General features: G+C 61.3%; 19 protein-coding genes. 12 read left to right on the forward strand and 7 right to left on the reverse strand.

Features of this window, described 5'->3' with window-relative positions; genetic code table 11:
• Window positions 1-227 precede the first annotated feature (227 nt).
• From AB8A33_RS07130 to AB8A33_RS07165, 8 genes are all read left to right on the forward strand, one after another.
• The gene (locus AB8A33_RS07130) at window positions 228-2,084 is read left to right on the forward strand and encodes a flagellar hook-basal body complex protein (protein ID WP_439092122.1); all 1,857 of its coding nucleotides are present in this window, start codon (window positions 228-230) and stop codon (window positions 2,082-2,084) included.
• A gap of 58 nt (window positions 2,085-2,142) precedes the next feature.
• Window positions 2,143-4,044, forward strand: a complete 1,902-nt coding sequence (gene flgK / locus AB8A33_RS07135; protein ID WP_439092123.1) for a flagellar hook-associated protein FlgK — start codon at window positions 2,143-2,145, stop codon at window positions 4,042-4,044.
• Between the two features lie 7 nt (window positions 4,045-4,051).
• Window positions 4,052-5,674, forward strand: coding sequence for a flagellar biosynthesis protein FlgL (locus tag AB8A33_RS07140; protein ID WP_439092124.1), 1,623 nt, complete (start codon window positions 4,052-4,054; stop codon window positions 5,672-5,674).
• A 282-nt stretch (window positions 5,675-5,956) separates the two neighbouring features.
• Window positions 5,957-7,531 (forward strand): flagellin N-terminal helical domain-containing protein, encoded by a 1,575-nt coding sequence (locus AB8A33_RS07145; RefSeq protein WP_439092125.1) that lies wholly within the window; start codon window positions 5,957-5,959, stop codon window positions 7,529-7,531.
• A 374-nt stretch (window positions 7,532-7,905) separates the two neighbouring features.
• Window positions 7,906-9,504 carry a flagellin N-terminal helical domain-containing protein gene (locus AB8A33_RS07150; protein WP_439092126.1) on the forward strand — a complete coding sequence of 533 codons (1,599 nt, stop codon included), beginning with the start codon at window positions 7,906-7,908 and terminating at the stop codon, window positions 9,502-9,504.
• 255 nt (window positions 9,505-9,759) lie between these two features.
• Window positions 9,760-10,137 carry a flagellar biosynthesis repressor FlbT gene (gene flbT, locus AB8A33_RS07155; RefSeq protein WP_089265190.1) on the forward strand — a complete coding sequence of 126 codons (378 nt, stop codon included), beginning with the start codon at window positions 9,760-9,762 and terminating at the stop codon, window positions 10,135-10,137.
• Window positions 10,138-10,140: 3 nt separating this feature from the next.
• Window positions 10,141-10,506, forward strand: a complete 366-nt coding sequence (gene flaF, locus AB8A33_RS07160) for a flagellar biosynthesis regulator FlaF (protein ID WP_068735623.1) — start codon at window positions 10,141-10,143, stop codon at window positions 10,504-10,506.
• A gap of 96 nt (window positions 10,507-10,602) precedes the next feature.
• A complete protein-coding gene (locus tag AB8A33_RS07165) occupies window positions 10,603-10,962 on the forward strand; it encodes a hypothetical protein (protein WP_439092127.1) in 360 nt (119 codons plus the stop codon).
• Between the two features lie 8 nt (window positions 10,963-10,970).
• Here the strand turns inward: AB8A33_RS07165 and AB8A33_RS07170 are convergent, their stop codons facing one another.
• The 4 genes from AB8A33_RS07170 to AB8A33_RS07185 all read right to left on the reverse strand — a co-directional run bounded on the left by AB8A33_RS07170 (window position 10,971) and on the right by AB8A33_RS07185 (window position 13,505).
• Window positions 10,971-11,357 (reverse strand): hypothetical protein, encoded by a 387-nt coding sequence (locus AB8A33_RS07170; protein ID WP_439092128.1) that lies wholly within the window; start codon window positions 11,355-11,357, stop codon window positions 10,971-10,973.
• Between the two features lie 164 nt (window positions 11,358-11,521).
• Window positions 11,522-12,016: a hypothetical protein gene (locus AB8A33_RS07175; RefSeq protein WP_439092129.1), complete on the reverse strand. Its 495-nt coding sequence runs from the start codon at window positions 12,014-12,016 to the stop codon at window positions 11,522-11,524.
• A gap of 17 nt (window positions 12,017-12,033) precedes the next feature.
• Window positions 12,034-12,381, reverse strand: coding sequence for a flagellar assembly peptidoglycan hydrolase FlgJ (gene flgJ, locus AB8A33_RS07180; RefSeq protein WP_439092130.1), 348 nt, complete (start codon window positions 12,379-12,381; stop codon window positions 12,034-12,036).
• Entirely contained in the window at window positions 12,381-13,505 is a 1,125-nt protein-coding gene (locus AB8A33_RS07185; protein ID WP_184518763.1) for a flagellar basal body P-ring protein FlgI, read from the reverse strand. The genes flgJ and AB8A33_RS07185 overlap by 1 nt, the downstream gene beginning before the upstream one ends.
• A 327-nt stretch (window positions 13,506-13,832) precedes the next feature.
• Here AB8A33_RS07185 and AB8A33_RS07190 point away from each other — a divergent pair, with 327 nt between their 5' ends.
• The 4 genes from AB8A33_RS07190 to AB8A33_RS07205 all read left to right on the forward strand — a co-directional run bounded on the left by AB8A33_RS07190 (window position 13,833) and on the right by AB8A33_RS07205 (window position 16,295).
• Window positions 13,833-14,243, forward strand: coding sequence for a flagellar assembly protein FliX (locus AB8A33_RS07190; protein ID WP_439095874.1), 411 nt, complete (start codon window positions 13,833-13,835; stop codon window positions 14,241-14,243).
• A gap of 253 nt (window positions 14,244-14,496) precedes the next feature.
• Entirely contained in the window at window positions 14,497-14,907 is a 411-nt protein-coding gene (gene dksA / locus AB8A33_RS07195; RefSeq protein ID WP_068735634.1) for an RNA polymerase-binding protein DksA, read from the forward strand.
• A gap of 201 nt (window positions 14,908-15,108) precedes the next feature.
• The gene (locus tag AB8A33_RS07200; protein WP_089265183.1) at window positions 15,109-15,372 is read left to right on the forward strand and encodes a hypothetical protein; all 264 of its coding nucleotides are present in this window, start codon (window positions 15,109-15,111) and stop codon (window positions 15,370-15,372) included.
• Window positions 15,373-15,506: 134 nt separating this feature from the next.
• On the forward strand, window positions 15,507-16,295 hold the full coding sequence (locus AB8A33_RS07205; protein ID WP_439092131.1) for a 2-keto-4-pentenoate hydratase: 789 nt from the start codon (window positions 15,507-15,509) through the stop codon (window positions 16,293-16,295).
• A 135-nt stretch (window positions 16,296-16,430) separates the two neighbouring features.
• On the opposite strand, the gene flgH is transcribed toward AB8A33_RS07205, so the two are convergent.
• From flgH to flgG, 3 genes are read right to left on the reverse strand one after another with little or no spacing between them, the layout of a single operon-like run.
• On the reverse strand, window positions 16,431-17,183 hold the full coding sequence (flgH, locus tag AB8A33_RS07210; RefSeq protein ID WP_439092132.1) for a flagellar basal body L-ring protein FlgH: 753 nt from the start codon (window positions 17,181-17,183) through the stop codon (window positions 16,431-16,433).
• A gap of 5 nt (window positions 17,184-17,188) precedes the next feature.
• Window positions 17,189-18,343, reverse strand: a complete 1,155-nt coding sequence (flgA, locus tag AB8A33_RS07215) for a flagellar basal body P-ring formation chaperone FlgA (RefSeq protein ID WP_439092133.1) — start codon at window positions 18,341-18,343, stop codon at window positions 17,189-17,191.
• A 5-nt stretch (window positions 18,344-18,348) separates the two neighbouring features.
• Entirely contained in the window at window positions 18,349-19,137 is a 789-nt protein-coding gene (gene flgG, locus AB8A33_RS07220; RefSeq protein ID WP_439092134.1) for a flagellar basal-body rod protein FlgG, read from the reverse strand.

Consider the following 19,137-nt stretch of genomic DNA (forward strand, 5'->3'; position numbering starts at 1 on the left):
GGCGACCTGAGCAGCTACGCAGAACCCGGCGAAATCAGGCGCCGATCCGGCAATTATTTCCCCGCTAGGCAATTGTGCCCCGGTCTTTGGACCGGGGCTTTTTGTTTAGTGCGTTGAATTCATTGAATTTATCCCCTTGGCACGGGGCTTGCGACATCTCCTCCGACAGCGGCTGTGAATTTGGCACCGTCCGGCGGGCCGCCCGGATCGAAGTTGGAGACGATGTAATGGGTATCTTCGGCGCTCTCACCACGTCCGTTGCGGGCCTGCGGGCGAACTCCTATGCGCTGGAAAACATTTCCGGCAACATCGCCAACTCGCAGACCACCGCCTTCAAGCGGATCGATACCAGCTTCCTCGACCTCATTCCCGATGCCGGCACATCCGCGCAGGTGGCCGGCAGCGTGACGGCGCAATCGCGCAGCACCAACACCATCGCGGGTTCGGTGCAGTCGTCTTCGGTCGCGACTTACATGGCGATCAATGGCGACGGCTTCTTTGCGGTGCAGAAGCCGGGCAACGTCTCCGACAGCACGCCGGTGTTTGACGGCGTCAACAAATACACCCGTCGCGGCGACTTCTCGCTCGACAAGAACGGCTATCTCGTCAACGGCGCCGGCTACTATCTTCAGGGCGTCAAGATTGATCCCACGACCGGCAACCCGGCCGGCAGCTCGCCGGAAGTGCTGCGCTTCCAGAATGACTTCCTGCCGTCGCAAGCCACCACCAAGATCGACTACCGCGCCAACCTCGCCAGCTATCCGCTGACAACCAAGCATCAGACGTCGGTGCCCGGTTCCGAATTGCTGCGATCAGCCGACTTCGTGTCAAATCCACGCGTGCTGGGCACTGCGGCAACGCCCTTCGGGAATACTGCTGTTCCCGGAAACGCGCGCAACAATTTCGCGACGACGCCGGCGCCGATCTCGGCGAATACCAAACTCGCGCCCGTATCCGGCAGCGATACGCTGCCGGTCGGCTTCGCAAACGGCGATACGCTCGTGTTGAAGACCACCAGCGCCGGCGTTACCACGACCAAAACGCTTTCGTTCTACACGGGCGCCGTTGCTCCCGCGGCCGTCCCGGGCACGACCTTCATCCCTATCGACACGGCCGATATCGGCGACGTGCTCACCGCCATCGACACCGCGACCGGCAACGCGTCGCCGCTATCGAGCGTGTCCGCCACCGGCGTGATCACGTTGAACTCCGGTACGGCGAACGACTTTACGCTGGCGGCAGGTTCGACGACTACGGCGGTCGCCGCATTCCAGGCCCTGGGTTTCACCGGCACCGTTACCGGCCTTCGTTCGGGCGGCGGTACGGCGGGCACCGGCATCGTGATCGGCAGTGACGCTCAGACCTTCCTCGATGAATCGATCAGCGGTGGCGCCAAGACCGTCTATGACGGCAACGGTGCACCGGTCAGCCTGCAATTCAGGTGGGCGAAGGTCGAGTCCGCCACGCAGGGCGGAACGGATACCTGGAACCTGTTCTACCAGACCGACCCCGCGGCCACGGGCGCGACCGCAGCCTGGCAGAATGTCGGCACCGACTTCAAGTTCGGGCCGAACGGCCAGATGCAGCCGGTCGTCGGTCAGATCACGCTGACCGGCCTGACCGTCTCGGGCAAGGCACTCGGCAACGTGACCATGGCGTTCGGCACCGGTGGTCTCACGCAATTCGCCGATACTAACGGCAACGTTCAAGTCAATCAGCTTGAGCAGGACGGCTATGCTGCGGGTCAGCTGCAGAGCGTATCGGTCAGCAATGAAGGACGTGTGGTCGGCAGCTACTCCAATGGCCGTAACATCGATCTTGCTGAAGTCAGTATCGCCACCTTCAACGGTGCCAACTTCCTCAAGCGCATCGACGGCGGCGCGTTCGAGACCACCAACGAATCCGGCGAGGCGCTGTACGGCAAGGGTGGCAGTATTTCCGGCTCGTCGCTGGAGTCGTCGAACACCGACATCGCCGACGAATTCACCAAGCTCATCGTCACCCAGCAGGCCTATTCGGCCAATACCAAGGTGATCACGACCGCCAATACCATGGTTCAGGATCTGCTGAACGTGATGCGTTAATCGCAAGGCCGCATCTACGGCCTTCTTCCCGCGTGAACCTTGAGAGCGACAGTTAGTTATGAGTCTGAACGACGCACTCTCCATCGCCATGTCCGGCCTGCGCGCCAATCAGGCCGCGATGTCGCTGGTCTCCTCGAATGTGGCCAATGCGGAAACGCCTGGCTACATTCGCAAGTCGACGGATCAGGTCGCAGTCAATTCCGGCAACGGCAGCAGCGTCCGCACCGTTGGCGTCAATCGCGAACTCGATCAATATATCCAGGCGCAGCTCCGCACCGAAACGTCGGGCGCGGGCTATGCCTCGCTCCGTTCGAGCTTCCTGCAGCAGATGCAGAGCCTTTATGGCGATCCTGGTTCAGTCGGCTCGCTCGAATATTCCTTCAATGCCCTGACGACGGCAGTGCAGGCGCTGTCAACGAGCGCGGACAGTCAGTCGGCGCGGATCGGCGTGCTCAATGCCGCGCAAACACTCGCGCAACAATTGAATTCGATGACGCAGGGCATTCAGAACCTGCGCAGCGCGGCAGAAAGCGGCATCAAGGATTCCGTAACGACCGCCAACACGCTGATGAAGCAGATCGCCAAGATCAACAATCAGTTGACGGCCAATCCGCAAGGCGGAACATCGACGGATTCCAACACCGCCGCGCTGCTCGATCAGCGCGATCAATACGTCACGCAGCTGTCGCAGCTGATGGATATCCGCGTCACCACCAATGGTGCCAATCAGGTCACCATCTTCACCGGTTCCGGTGTGCAGCTGGTGGGCAATGAAGCGGCGACACTGGCGTTCAATGCCCAGGGCACAGTATCGGCCGGCACGACGTGGAGCGCGGATCCCAGCAAGAGCAATCTCGGCTCGGTGGTGATCGAATTTCCGAACGGCGGATCGATCGACCTGACTGCTGCCGGCGCTATCAAGTCGGGCACGATCGCCGCATATACTGAACTTCGCGACAAGACGCTTGTCGAGGCGCAGAACCAGCTCGATCAGTTCGCAGCGTCGATCTCGAGCGCGCTCTCGGACAAGACGACAGCTGGAAGCGTCTTTCCCGTGCCGACGGTGCCGCCGACGGCGCTGCCGGCAGGGACGCCGACCGGCTTTACGCTCGATGTGTCGCAGATGAAGCCGGGCAATGTCATTCACTTCACGTATACGGATACGGCGACCAACACGCAGCGCGAAATTTCGTTCATGCGGGTCGATGATCCCAGCGTGCTGCCGCTGCCGAATACTGCAACGACCAATCCGAATGATACCGTCATCGGCCTCGATTTTTCTTCGGGCTTCGGCTCGGTTCTGAATCAGTTGAACGCGGCGCTTGGCGGCCAGGCCACGTTCTCCGGCACGGCTGGCGCGCTCACCGTCGTCAACAATCCCGCATTCGCCAACATCAACGCGGCGTCGGTGACAGTCACGCAAGGTCCCACCGATCTGAGCAACGGCAGCCCGGAGCTGGCGCTGTTCACTGACAACGGCGCCGCCTATAGCGGTGGCATCAGCAAGAACGGTTCGCAGATGGCCGGTCTCGCCGGCCGGCTGACGATCAACAATGCGATCGTCGCCGACCCCTCCAAGCTGGTGGTTTATAGCGGGTCGACGGCAGCGGGCGACACGACGCGGTCGGCCCTCCTGCTCAACCAGTTGAACAATGCCAGTTTCACCTATTCGCCGGCGACGGGAACGGGCAGTGATACGGCACCGTTCAAGGGGACGCTGTCGAGCTATATGCGCCAGTTCGTCGGGCAACAGGGCGCTGCGGCGGATTCCGCCAAGCAACTCGCGGATGGCCAGAACGTCGTTCTCAACACACTTGACAAGAAGATGGCAGACGCGTCCGGCGTGAATATGGATGACGAGATGGCGCATCTGCTGTCGTTGCAGAACGCCTATTCGGCCAATGCGCGCGTGATGTCGACGGTCAACGAATTGTACAAAACCCTGATGCAGGCATTCTGAGGTAATCATGACGATCAGCGGTGTCGGCTCACGCACATCCTATATCGGATCCGGAATTACCAATCTGCGCGATCAGCTCGACGCGCTGACGCAGCAGCTGTCGAGCGGCAAGATTTCCAACACCTATGCAGGGCAGGGCAGCGGTCGCAGTCTCGCGATCGCGCTGCGCGCGCAGATCAGTAATGTTGCGGCCTATGCCGATACTGCTGTCAATCTGAACACGCGCATCGGCGTGGCAAATCTGTCGCTGCAGCGGCTGGTGGCGATCGGATCAGACGTCAAAGGCGCCGCCGTTAGCGCCGGCAGTAATTTCGACAATACCGGTCAGACGCCAGGGCAGAAGACGGCTTCGCTCGGCTTCTTCGATTCCGTCGATATGCTGAATGCGCGGTCGGGCGACCGCTACCTGTTCTCCGGCCGCGCCACCGATACGGCGCCCGTCGCTCCCGCCGACCAGATCATGAATGGCAATGGCGCGCTCGTCGCCGGCCTCAAGCAGGTGATCGCCGAGCGCAAGACGGCCGACCTTGGCGTCAATGCAAACGGGCGTGTCGGCAGCGCAGTCGGAACCCCGGTGACCTCGGTGGTGATCTCCGAAGAGGACGTGACGCCGGCGCCGCCGGCTGCGGCGCAGCCGTTCGGCATGAAGGTCACCGGTGTGTCCACCACGATTGCCGGTGCGACAGTCACTCAGCCGGTCGATCTGCCCACGACCGTTCCGCCTGCGCTGCCGGCGACGCCTGTGGCGAAGTCGATGTCGATCGATCTCGGAGCGACCAATCCGAATGTCGGCGATCAGGTGAAGTTCACTTTCACGATGCCGGATGGCACGAAGGAAGACATCGTCCTGACCGCGTCGGACCAGACGCCGCTGCCGGCCAATTCGTTCCTGATCGATCCCGGTCAGCCGAACGCCCTTCCGCCGGTGGCGCCGTCATCGACGGTCACCGCAGCGAATCTCAATGCCGTGCTCGGCACAGCTATGAAGGATCTCGCCAACGGGCCGATGGTGGCGGCATCCGCGATCGAGGCCGGCGACAACTTCTTCGACCAGCCGCCGCTGCGCGTCGGCTCGACCCCGCTCGGCTCTGCGACCACGCTCGTTGCCGGCACGGCCGACAATACCGTGATCTGGTATCAGGGCGAGCAGAACACGGCCGCCAACGGCTCGGCCCGCGGATCAGCAGTCTCCCAGGTCGATACATCGATCAAGGTGCAATATGGCGCGCGCGCTGACGAGCAGGCCCTGCGCGCGCAACTGCAGACCGTCGCGGTGTTCGCGGCCGTGGCCGTCGATCCGGCACAACTCAGCAATGCGACCTATGCAAAGAGCGCCAATGCGCAGATCGCGGCGCTGAACCAGCGCGTGGCGCAGAATCTGGCGAACATCCCCGGTCAGCAGACGATTCAGGACATCCAGGCCGACTTCGCCGGCGCGCAGGCGTCGATCAAGTCGACCACGGATCGGCAGGTCCAGACCAAGGCGATGGCCCAGACGATGCTCGACTCCATCGAGGGCATCAATGACGACGAGGTCGCGACCAAAATTCTTGCGCTGCAGACCGCTTTGCAGGCCTCGTATCAGACAACGTCAAATCTTTATCAGATGAGCTTGGTTAAGTTTCTTTAACGGGTTGCTTCGTGTTTACAACTTCGCCGGGTTTTTGCTACCTCGCCAAAGTCTGGGAAGCCAACCTCCCGGCTACATAAAAAGCACTGATAACAAATGACAAAGCCCGACTTTTACGAGTCGGGCTTTGTCATTTTTGGGACGGGTGCAGGTAGTTAAATACACGCATAGGGAGCGTCAAATCCGCACAGTTCCCTTTACGCAATTTTAGAACCTCAGCGTCATCTTCCCGATGTCGACCAAGAAGGTCGCTCGTTGTGTCTACCAGGAAGGTAACCAAACATGTCCGGCATTACACTCTCGGCCTCCGTTCGTCAGAACCTGCTCTCGCTGCAGTCGACCGCGGATCTCCTCTCCACCACCCAGAACCGCCTCGCGACCGGCAACAAGGTCAACTCGGCGCTCGACAATCCCACCAACTTCTTCACCGCGCAGGGCCTGAACAACCGCGCCGGCGACATCAACAACCTGCTCGATGGTATCGGCAATGGCGTGCAGATCCTGCAGGCTGCCAACACCGGCATCACCTCGCTGCAGAAGCTCGTTGACTCCGCCAAGTCGATCGCCAACCAGGCACTGCAGGCGACCTCCGGCTATTCGACGAAGTCGCAGTTCTCCACGACGACCACCGGTGCAACCGCCGCCAACCTGCTCCCGACGGATACCGCTGCCACGCTCACCGGCGCCGTCACCGGTACGATCGCTTCAGGAACGGCTTTGACCGGCGCAACCGGCGGCAGCTTCGTTGCTGGCGATACGCTCATCGTCAACGGTACGACGATCAAGGTGACGGCTGCTGGTGCTGGTACCGCTGCGTCCACGACTGACCCAGACGGCACCATCAACCTGAACACGACCGCGACTGTTGCAGCGACCACCACCGACTTGACCGCTGCGCTCAAGACGGCTCTTGGTGGCGGCACTGCGGCCGCGGCGATCGCCGGCAACCAGCTCACGCTGACGAACAGCAACACCTCGGGCAGCATCGTCCTGGGTGGTACTGCGCTTGCCAAGGTTGGCCTCACGGCTGGCACCACGGAAGCGACGAGCACGCTCACTGGCCAGCAGCTGACGATCGGTGCGATCGACGGTAGCGCTGCTCAGACGATCACGTTCGGCAAGGGCGCCAATCAGGTCAGCACGCTCGACGACCTGAACAAGAAGCTGGCCACCAGCAACCTGCAGGCGACGATCGATGACAAGACCGGCAAGCTGACCATCCAGACCACGAACGATGAAGCCTCGTTCGATCTGACGGCCAGCGGCCTCATCAGTGGCTCGGCGACTGGCGCGGGCAAGATGTTCGGCGTGCTGAACACCTCTGCTCCAGTGGCAGACGTCAATGCTCAGAACACCCGTTCAGGTCTGGTTGCCCAGTACAACACGGTGATCGATCAGATCAAGACCACCGCGGCTGACGCATCCTTTAACGGCGTCAACCTGCTCAACGGCGACACGCTGGCTCTCACCTTCAACGAGACCGGCAAGTCCAAGCTGAGCATCACGGGCGTGACCTTCGATCCGTCGGGCCTCGGCCTGGCGTCGCTGACCAAGGGCGCCGACTTCCTCGACAATGCTGCCACCAACAAGCTGCTGACCGGTTTGAACAACGCCAGCTCCAAGCTGCGTTCGCAGGCTTCGGCCTTCGGTTCGAACCTGTCGGTCGTGCAGATGCGTCAGGATTTCTCGAAGCAGATGATCAACGTGCTGCAGACCGGTGCGTCGAGCCTCACGCTCGCCGACACCAACGAGGAAGCGGCCAACAGCCAGGCGCTGTCGACCCGTCAGTCGATCGCCGTCTCCGCGCTGTCGCTGGCCAACCAGTCGCAGCAGGGCGTTCTCCAGCTGCTCCGCTAAACTTCAGCGGACTAGTCGAAACAGAAGGCGGCGGGGCAGAAAGCCTCGCCGTTTTTCGTTGTCCCATCGTCGCAAAGGCCCGGAAAGCTCAAGCTTTCCGGGCCTTTGCCGTTTTGGGACAGTTTTACGAAAGCCTTAATCCGCTGTTAACCATATCTTAAATGGTCGTCGGTCATATTCGGCCTGAGTAGGAAGAAGGTAGGCCGAGAATCGGCCGCGTTAATCCGGGCATCGCCGCAAGGCGGACCGAGATTCCTCTTCCAGAAGGGCGTCAAATTCAACCGACAGCATCGCGGCGAGACGGGTCTCGTCAGATGCACCATGCGCTTGCGCGACCTGAAGGTCGACTGCGCGGGGAACAGGAAGGTTTCCATATGTCAGGCATCGTTCTATCGGCTTCGGTTCGCCAGAACCTGCTGTCGTTGCAGTCGACCGCGGACCTCTTGTCCACGACGCAGAACCGTCTTGCGACGGGCAAGAAGGTCAACACTGCCCTCGACAACCCCACGAATTTCTTCACGGCAGCAGGGCTCGACAGCCGCGCCGGCGACATCAACGCCCTGCTCGATGGCATTGGCAACGGCGTGCAGGTGCTGCAGGCAGCCAATACCGGCATCACCTCCTTGCAGAAGCTGGTCGATACCGCGAAATCGATCGCCAACCAGGCGCTGCAAATTCCGGTCGGCTATAACGCCAAGTCGTCGTTCACGACGCCGATCAATCCCGGCGCGACCGCCGACAACCTGCTGGGCACGTCCACGAAGACCGACAACACCTATGTCGGCACTGTCGCGAACAACAAGAATGCCGTTGCGATTACCGGCGCCACGCTGCTGTCGGGTCTTGCTGCCACCGACTCGATTGCTACCAGCTTCGCGGCGAACGACACCATCACCGTCAATGGTCAGAGCCTGACCTTCAGAGCTTCGGGCGCTTCAGGCGCCAACGAGATCAACGTCACGGACACTGTCGCTACGCTGCTGAGCAAGATCGATGCGCTGTCTGGCGGCGCCGGCTCTGCAGTCAACGCGGCAGCGCCCATCGGCGCGATCACGCTGCACACGGGTACGGCTTCCGATCTGTCGATCACGAGCTCGAACACCGCCGCGCTCGCCGGACTCGGACTGGGTACGTCGGTGACCCAGGCGCGGACCTCAGGTCCGACCGCCCTGGGTGGCCCGCCGGCACTGACGCTGACGATCGCGGCGACCAATCCGTCAAGCATTCCGACTAATATCACCTTCGGCACCGCGAGCGGTCAGGTCTCGACACTGGCGCAGCTTAACGCGGCGCTGGCGCCGAACAATCTGCAGGCCGTCATCGATCCCGCCGGCTTCATGACCATCACGACATCGAACGATGCTGCGTCGTCGACGATCGGCGCCATCGGCGGCACGGCGGCGGCCGTCGGCAAGCTGTTCAATGGCCTGGTGCCATCGACGCCGGTGCAGGACTTCGCATCGCAGACCTCGCGCGCCAATCTCGTTGCGCAGTACAACAACATCATCGACCAGATCACGACCACGTCGCAGGATGCCTCGTTCAACGGCATCAACCTGCTGGGTGGCGATCAGCTCAAGCTTGTGTTCAACGAGACCGGCAAGTCGACGCTCAACATCGCCGGCACGACCCTGACGCCTGCAGGTCTCGGCCTCAGCAAACTCGCCAAGGGCGCCGACTTCCTCGACAACACCTCGGCCAATAACACGCTGGCCGCGCTCAATATCTCCAGCTCGGTTCTGCGCGCCCAGGCCTCGGCGCTCGGTTCCAACCTTTCGATCGTGCAGATCCGTCAGGAATTCGCCAAGAACCTGATCAACGTGCTGCAGACCGGTTCGTCCAATCTGACGCTGGCAGACACCAATGAGGAAGCCGCCAACAGCCAGGCACTGTCGACCCGGCAGTCGATCGCCGTCTCGGCGCTGGCGCTGGCCAACCAGTCGCAGCAGAGCGTGCTCAAGCTGCTCCAGTAAGTCTGGTGTTGGCACCAAGATTACCGAACGGCGGGAGAAATCCCGCCGTTTTTCGTTGGTCGGGGGTAGTCAGCGGCGCGTCGCCCGGCATCCTGGCTTTCCCCAAACTGAAGACGTGGGCGGCTGAATGCTGGTATTATTCGAATCGCAGGCGTATTTTCGGGGTTCCTGGATAGTCATGCCCGCCCGAAACGTGGCACCAGATACCGTTGGCTTTGCATGTGGCCTCACGGCTGCTGCGGGGAGGAGAGCTGAATGCCTTTGCGAGTCGAACTGAAGCCGGGTGAGCGAATCATCATCGGTCAGAGCGTGATCACCAATTCCGATACGCGCACGGCGTTCCTGATTGATGGCGATGCACCGATCATGCGTGAGAAGGACATTCTCACGGCGGAGACTGCTACGACGCCGGTGAAACGAGTCTATCTCTGCGTGCAGATGATGTATCTGGAGAACGATATCCCGGCATATCAGGAGCTATATCTCGGCTTCATCAAGGAATTGATTGAAGCGGTTCCGAGTTTTCGTGAGACGATCGAGGACGTCAGTAAGCTTATTTTAAGCGGCGCGCTTTACAAAGCACTCAAGGAATTACGTCCGCTGATCAAGCGGGAAGAAGAGTTTTTGAGGTAGCGAATGTCGATCGGTGCTCAAGCCTACGCGCGTACTGCACAGACCACGGCGACACCGAGAGACATCGAAGCCCAAGCCCTTCTGAAAGCAGCGCGCAAGCTTCAGGACGTTGTTGAAAATTGGGACCATACCGATGCAGGTCTCGACGACGCTCTTCTGTTCAATCGCAAGCTCTGGTCCATCTTCGTCGGCGATGCCATGAATGACCAGAATCCGGAATCGATCGAGATTCGGCAGAATATCGCCAATATCGGCATTTTTGTTCTGACGCAGTGCACCGCGCTTCAGCAGGTCCGCCAGGTTGAGCATCTGCAAGCGCTCATCGATATCAACCGCAATATTGCGGCGGGACTCTCGGGTCGTCCCTGAGCCCGAGTGACATCCGTAACGATAGCTTAACGGTCTGAGCGGCCTAATCGCCAGCACAAATGCGCGGTGATTCGGACTGCGCGGCACGAGGCAGCAATGGCAGACGCTCTCAGCATCCTGGCGACAGCCTACAAGACGACGACGCCAGTGACCCCGGGCAAATATGTGGCCGTGGATGCCGATGCCTATAAAGGCAGCTGGGAAGGCAAATACGCCAACGGCAAGAAGTTCGAGATCGCGATCTCGCAGGTCGAAGGCTTCCGCGCGCAGGTGAAGTATCAGAGCGAGGGGACCGTGAAGTACCAGCAGGTCCTGATCAAGGATAACTCGTTTCGCGTGGGCGACACCAAGTTTCAGATGACGGCCAACAACAAGGCGACGATCAAGAACGTCGTGACCGATGCCGCCACGGGCGGTACCTATCTCGATACGGCCTATGCAACGCGCGACGTCTAATCAGCGCGCTAGATTCTGCGGTCCGTCTCCATACGTCGATTCTGCAGCTTTGCGTCCTGGTTGAGCGTATCCATGGCGCGCAGATAGGCTCGAGAACGCAGTCGCGATTCCTCGGGGTACTGGTCGATCACCTGGTTGGACTTCTTGTCCACAGACACGAAGACGATCTCGCCAGCGCCCTTGTCGATGATGACTTCCTTCGAGATGCGTTCGCTGTCCATCTGCTGGTAGTTCGCCGCAGAAATGTTTGGCTGCAGTACACGGGGCGCTGCTGACACGGTCTTGTCGGGGGGGAGTTGCGTAGGCACGGCTTCGCGCACCGCTTCTGGCGCGGGTCGTATCACTGGCGCGGCAACCGGTGCCCCCACCGGTTTGATATTGAAGTCGGCACCCATGGCAGCCCTCCTGGCTCCATTCGATAAATCCCGACCCGTTCCCAAACGACATTATGCACCGAACGGCTGAATCCGGTGCTTATTTCCGCGCTGCAATTTGAGTCAAAAGATAGTAATGCCGCGGCGCATCAAACGCGTCCGCGGTGGCGTGATCAGTTATACGATCAAAGTGACCGGCTGACGACGATGGGCGTCATGTTGGCCCGGCCCGGCTGGGCCTGCCGGCCGGCCGCCGTATAGGTCTGCGGGACATTGCGCTTCTGAACCTCGGCATTGACGCCGCGGACAATGCCTTCCGAAACCGCATGCGCGGTGGCAAGCACGGTCAGATTGACCTGCAGCATCGCACGGAACACATCATGGTGTTTGCGCAACGCCGAAAGCAGGTCGGGCGTCGTCTGGGCGAGATATGTCTGGCTGATCTTGAGCAGCGAGATCATCGCGATGTAACGACGCGAAATGTCCGCCTTCGGAGCTTCGAGCTTGATCGCGTCGCGGACATTGCCGTTGCGGACCAGCGCCGTCTCCTGTTCGATGATGGCGAGCAGCTCGTTCATCACCTTCATGAGTTCGTCGGCGAGCTGACGGGCTTCCATCAGCGTCGCGACCGAACGCGGTGCGGCGATGGGGGCGGCTTGCTGGCGTTGCGCATTGTTCATGGCGGTGTCCTCTGCGATCAGCTGGCGCGATTGGCTTGCTGGATGATGAGTGAACGAAAGACTTCGTTGGAGATGCCGACGCCGCCAGCCTTGGCGAAGGACTTCGAATATTCGTCCGTCAGCATTGAGCGCCATGCACCGGTGCCGGTGGTGTCGCCGAACGGGCCTTCGCCCTTGATGCCTGATGTCATCTGCGAAAACATCGTGTTGATGAACATCGCCTCGAAGTCTTCGGACTGCTTGCGCGTCTTGGCCTGAGCTTGCGGCGACACTTTCTGCAGTGCGTCGATCAGGGTCTGATCGGGGCGGCCATTGATTGTCGGATGCTTGGCCTGATAGGCGGCGACGGCGGTGTTGACGTTCATCACATCACCTCGATGTCGGCCTGGATGGCGCCTGCAGCCTTGATGGCCTGCAGGATGCCGATCAGGTCGCGCGGGCCGATGCCGAGTCCGTTGAGGCCGTCGACGAGCTGCTGCAGCGAAACACCGTCCTTCACTAGAGCGAACTTCTTGCCGTCTTCGGTGACGCCGACGCGCGTGCTTGGCGTGACGACAGTGCGGCCGTTGGAGAATGCATTGGGCTGGCTGACATTGGCGCTCTCCGAAATCGTCACGGTGAGATTGCCTTGCGCCACGGCGACGGTGGCGACGCGGACGTCGCGGCCCATCACGATGATGCCGGAGCGCTCGTCGATGATGATTTTGGCAGCCAGATCCGGTTCGACCTGCAACTGTTCGATCTCGGTGAGCAGCGCGACGACGTTGCCCTTGAACTCCGGCGGGATCGACAGCTGCACGGTGGAGGGATCGATCGGCTCGGCGGTCTTGGATCCCAGGAAGTCGTTGACGGCGGCCGCAATGCGCTTGGCCGTGGTGAAGTCGGGGTTGCGCAAAGCGAGGCGCACATTGGGCAGGCGGTTCAGCGCGAATTCGATCTCGCGCTCGATAATGGCGCCATTGGCGATGCGGCCAACGGTCGGCACGCCGCGGGTGATGCTGGCGGCAGCGCCTTCGGCGGCAAAGCCATTGATGGCGAGGGAGCCTTGGGCGACGGCGTAGACATTGCCGTCGGCGCCGAGCAGGGGGGTGACCAGCAGGGTGCCGCCGGTCAGGTTCTTGGCATCGCCGAGCGCCGAGACGGTGACGTCCACCCGGGTGCCCTGGGTGCCGAAGGCGGGCAGGTTGCCGGTGACCATGACCGCGGCGACATTGCCGGTACGGATGGTCTGGCCGCGGATATTGACGCCCATGCGTTCGAGCATGGCCTGCAGCGACTGCTTGGTGAAAGGAATGTTGTTGAGGGTGTCGCCGGTACCGTTGAGGCCGACCACGAGGCCGTAGCCGATCAGCTGGTTCTGCCGGACGCCTTCGATATTGGCCAGATCCTTGATCCGCGACGTTGCATGTGCCGACACCGCCTGCACGAGCAGCACGAGCAGCACCGCACAGGCCGTCTGACAGAATCGGATCGAAGGTAGGCTCGGCATCCTCTGCTCCCCGCTGAGGTCTTCACTGGACCGCTCGCCACTCCCATGACGACGATCCGACTTTCATTATGCGAGCACCGTGCCAGCGTTCTGATTCTCTTTAAGGCATTGATTTATAAAAGGAATGATAAATTCATTCGGGCTGGATGCGTGGTTCGAGCCCCGGCGAATGTGCCGCCTGCGGCAGATTTTGCCGGGCCGTTTACGATTGATTAACCATAAAAGACGACCTTTCCAGATGGAGGTCTGTTTACGCTCGCGATGGTACTGAGCGAACGGCAAGCCGCCGTGGGCCGGGATCGGCCATTACCCTCGCTGGACACGCCGATGCGCATTTACGGACCGAACGGCACCACCTTCGGAGCTCCATCGTCAGGAGCGAAGAAATCCAGTTCGACCGGGTTTTCGTTGCCTGACGCGACGCCGACCTCCGACGCCAGGCCGACCGTAGCGCCCCGGGCGGCCAACAGCATTGATGCGCTTCTGGCCATGCAGAGCGTCGAAGATCCCATGGAACGTCGCAAGCGCTCAGTGAAGCGCGGCCGCGGTGCGCTCGATGTCCTCGACGAACTCAAGATCGGCCTGCTCACGGGCTCGATCAATCCGGCCATGGTGGCGCGGCTGCGCAGCGCGGCGGCCAACCTCAAGGAATCATCCGGCGAACCCGGTCTGGACGCCGTGCTCTCCGAGATCGAGCTCCGGGTTGAAGTTGAACTGGCCAAGGCTGGCCAAGTCTGAGCCGCTTGGAGCGGGGGCCCCAAGTCCGGTCGCGGCCCGCATAAATGCCGTTTATAGCCCGTCAAACAGCCCTTTGACCAAAGTCGGGCTCAGGCTGCCACGTGCTGCAGCAGCACAGTTCCGGCCGTGAAAGCGGGCGGTGGACGGTGGTTCCGGAGGTATCCTGACGTTATTGTCTGTCACATGACCTAGCTATATAAGCTGCGGCGCGGCCGGTCATTTCCGGCGCCTTGCACGCATAGATGGATTGGCCTTGGACAAGTTGAAAAGCTATCGCCCCTCCGAAAAAGAGCCTTTCATGAACGACCGGCAGCGCGACTATTTCCGCGCGAAATTGCTGGCCTGGAAGGAAGAAATCCTCCGTGAATCGAAACTCACCCTGCAGGCTTTGCAGGAGGAGAACGTCAATCACCCCGACCTCGCCGACCGTGCGTCGTCGGAAACCGACCGCGCGATCGAACTCCGAGCGCGCGACCGGCAGCGCAAGCTGATCTCCAAGATCGACGCCGCGCTGCTGCGCATCGAGGATAATACCTACGGCTATTGCGAGGAGACCGGCGAGCCGATCTCGCTGAAGCGGCTTGAAGCCCGCCCGATCGCAACACTCTCCGTGGAAGCCCAGGAGCGCCACGAGAAGCGCGAAAAGGTCTATCGCGACGAATAGTCTTTCAGATGCCAAACGGCCGCCCATTGGGCGGCCGTTTTCCATTTGGGAATTCCGGAAGGCAATCACGCATGCTGTGCGATGCAGTGATCTGTGATGACTGCACTGCAGCACGGCGACATTCTTAAACACGGGAATATGAACGTCATCATTCGCCGATAGGACGTAGGCTTGCTCCAGAAAAAAACGGGAGGATGAATAATGGCTGCGCCTGCCTCTTATGATCCCGATACGATCGCGCTGATGCGGAATGTTCTTCAGAAGGTCGTCGCAAAGGTGCCGGAGCAGCACCGCACCTCCTGCAATCAGGCAGCCATCGCATCGCGCATTCTCGCGACTGCGGCGCAGGGCCGACGTTCCGAAGACGTCCTGACCACGGAGGCTCTTGCCGAGGTGAAGGAGATCTTCACCGGGCCCGCCGGGATGAGGCGGCTTCATGAAGACCTGACCAGGGTCTTCGGCTGAACTTTAGGACGATTTGTAGTAGGCGAGCGTCGGCTCGCGGCAGCCACGCTGCGCACCGTTGCCAAGCATGATGGCGGTCGCTACCCGTTGGTCATATTTCGGCGCGAGCCGTATGACGAGCGAAGGGACCGCCGATGGAAAAGTATCTCGCGATCGCCGAAATCCTGGCCTACGTCCGCCGCAACCGCGCGCCGCTCACCATATTGCCGCCAGACGCAGTCCCGCATGACGAAGCCGACGGCTATCGCGTGCAGGACGCGCTTCACAATTTGGTGTCACCCGATTTCGGCTTGCAGGTCGGTTACAAGATCGGCTGCACAAGCGCGGTGATGCAGCAATATCTCGGTATTTCGCATCCTTGCGCCGGCGGACTCTATATGGGCGGTGTTCATGCCGCCGGAACGTCGCTGCGCTACAGCGATTATGTGCATGTCGGCGTGGAGTGCGAAATTGCGGTCCAGCTCGCGAACGATCTGATGCCGTCGGGTGAGCCGTTCACGGCCGATGATGTCGCAACAGCGATCGATGCCTATCATCCGGCTATCGAGATCGTCGATGATCGTTACGCGGACTGGCGCAGCATGGATGCGCCAACGCTGATCGCGGATGATTTCTTTGCAGCGGGATGTGTTCTGGGGGCGCCTGTTGCTCGTGACAAGGCGCCTGACCTTCTGTCAGTGATTGGACGTGCCGTCGTTAACGGCATGGAAGTGGGGCGCGGCAACGGCGCAGATGTTCTTGGCCATCCACATCATGCACTGGCCTGGCTTGCCAACCATCTCGCAGCCCGAGGCAAGATGTTGCGCGCCGGAGACTTCGTGCTGACGGGCAGTCTCGTGCAGACGGCATGGCTCAACGCTGGAGATCACGTCCGGATGGAGTTGCTGGGACTGGGCAGCGTCGAGGTGGATTTCAAGAGCTGACGTTCAGGCTTCGCCTGGCCGCGGTTAGAGGCCGCTTAAAACGACGACGGCCTTCCGCCAGGGGAGCTGACGGAAGGCCGCGTGTGAACACCTCGCCGCGTGGGAGCACGATGAGATGTGGGAGCTCTCTGCGGGTTAGAAGGGCAGCAGCACGTCCATCACCTGCTGGCCGTAGCGCGGCTGCTGGACGTCCGAGATCTGGCCGCGGCCGCCATAGGCGATGCGGGCCTGCGCGATCTTGGCGCTGTCGATGGTATTGTCGCTCTGAATGTCTTCCGGGCGCACGATGCCGGCGACGATTAGTTCGCGGATTTCGTAGTTGACGCGGATTTCCTGCTTGCCCTCGACCACGAGATTGCCGTTCGGCAGTAGTTGCGTGACCACTGCGGCGACGCTGGTCTGCAACGCTTCCTGTCGTGCGACCGATCCCTTGCCGTCGCTCGACGACGATCCGTCAGCCGTGAGCAGGCGACCGGGCAGCACCGACGCGGCCGAACCTGTCAGCAGTTTGCTGCCCGCAAAGTCGGTGATGCCCGAGTTTTCCGTATTGGTGCGGCTGCGCTGGGTCTCGTTGGCGATATTAGCCTTGTCGGTGAAATTCACGGTGACCGTGAGAATATCGCCGATTTGGCGTGCGCGCTGATCCTTGAAGAACGCGCGCGATCCGCTGCGCCACAGCGAGTTGGCGTTGTAGGACGCGACCTCCGGCTTCGGCATCGGCATCTGTACCGGCTTGTAGCCTGGCTGCGTCGTGGGATTCTCAATCGCCGTGAGCGCAGGCTTCTCGCCGATGGAGGCGAGGCGGTCGATCGACGAGCAGCCGCTGGCAGCAAAGCCGACCGTCAGAAGTGCAGCACCGGTAACGAAGGGACGATTGAACTGGAACATCAACTTTACTCAGCTTTTCGAGAAACAGGCGCGTGGTCGTTGGCAGCGAGAGCGACGGGAGAGGTGGCAGCGGGAGAGTCGGCCAGGGGAGGTCTGGCCTGGGAGATTTTTTCGGACGGGAGAGACTCACGGGTTGGGACAGGAGTTGGTGTGGGAGCTTCGACTTGCGCGGGGAGACGCGGCGAGGGAGCGGAAACGGCGACCTGGCCGCGGCCGACGACGACGCCGGAGACTGTGCGCTTGGACTGCAGATTGATCACATTGACCACGTCGCCTTCGGTGCCGCCTTCGATGGCCTTGCCGCGCAGCGTGAGGTAAAGGCCTGCGGTTTCGTAGATCAGCGTCACCGCCTGATCGCGGGTGACCAGGTCAGGCTTGGCGAGGTCGGCATTGCGGATTGCCTGACCGGCGCGTAGCTGGCGGCGACTCTGCATGCCCACTGCGCGGTCGCGCGTTGCGCCGTCGTTACCGACTTCGGCTTTCGGGCGACGCTCGATGACGACATCGGAAGATTTCAGCACTTCATTGCGTTCAACGCCGCGGGCCAGCACTGCTGCTTCCACAGTTTCGACAGCACTGCCGGTGAAACGCAGCTTGGTGGCAGACACGTTGGCGTCGTTGCCGATCGCAAAGGTGACGTCGAAACGGCCGCTACGTGCGTCGAAGCGGACCGCGACAGGCTGCAGCGCGCTGGTATTGCTGGCGTCGAGCTGCAGGCCCTGGACTTCGCGGTCGAAAGTGAGGCTGAGATTGGCGGCGGCGCCAAGGCCGTGGCGGTTCTCCAACGCCTGCGCCACCTGGTTCTCGATATCCTTGCTGTCGATGCTGCGCGACAGCCGCGTCACGGTGATGGACTTGAGCTCGCGTGTATCGACGCCGATCACCTGATGCTGCCGCAACGCCGCGATAACTTGTGCGGTCGACAGCGTGCCGACGGTGCCAAGGTCGGGCGCTCGATAGATTGCGATCTGCGCGGTGGGGCCGGCATTGTCGATGACATCGCCAATCCGCACCACGTCGCTGGACACCGTGACGTTGGCGCGCAGCGTTGGCGATGCGATGACCTCGTCGCGCTGCGCTTGGCCGAGCGCAGCGGTGGCCACAGCAGCGAGCAGGGCGACGGCGAGGAGAAGCGAACGCATGGCTGATGTCATGATCATTCTCCTCAGCGGAACATGCCGGCGGTGGATTGCAGCATCTGGTCGGCGGCGCTGATGACTTTGGCGTTCATCTCATAGGCACGCTGCGCGGCGATCAGGTCCGAGATTTCGGTGACCACCTCGACATTGGCCATTTCGAGGTTGCGCTGCTGCATGTCACCGAAGCCATCGGCATTGGCGACGCCGTCCTGCGGAGGGCCGGAGGCCGGAGTTTCGGTGAACAGGTTGTCGCCGATCGAATTGAGGCCGGCCTTGTTGATGAAGCGGGTGAGGCTGATCTGGCCGAGAACGGTCGGGGTCGTCGAGCCCGGCACGATCACCGAGACCTGACCCTGCGCATTGATCGAGAGTTGCGACGACGCCTGGGGGATCGAGATCGTTGGCTGCAGCAGGTTGCCCTGCGAATTGACGATACGCCCCTGCTGGTCCGTAGCGAACGTGCCGTCGCGGGTATAGGCGAAGGTGCCGTCGGTGAGCTGGATCTTGAAGAAGCCTTCACCGCGGACCGCGATATCGAGATCGCCGCCGGTCGCCGACAGCGTGCCCTGGGTCATCATGCGTGGGGTGCCCACGGTCTTCACGCCGCCGCCGATATCGACGCCGACCGGAATGACCGTGCCCTGATCCGATGCTTGCGCACCGACGCGGCGCACGTGATCGTAGATGAGGTCCTGGAATGCGGCACGCTGCTTCTTGAAGCCAGTCGTGCGCATATTGGCGATATTGTTCGAGATGACCTGGACGTTGAGTTCCTGGGCCGCCATCCCGGTCGCGGCAGTGTAAAGAGCGCGCAT

The organism is Tardiphaga sp. 813_E8_N1_3, from assembly GCF_051811025.1.
In the GTDB taxonomy this organism is placed as follows: Bacteria; Pseudomonadota; Alphaproteobacteria; order Rhizobiales; family Xanthobacteraceae; genus Tardiphaga.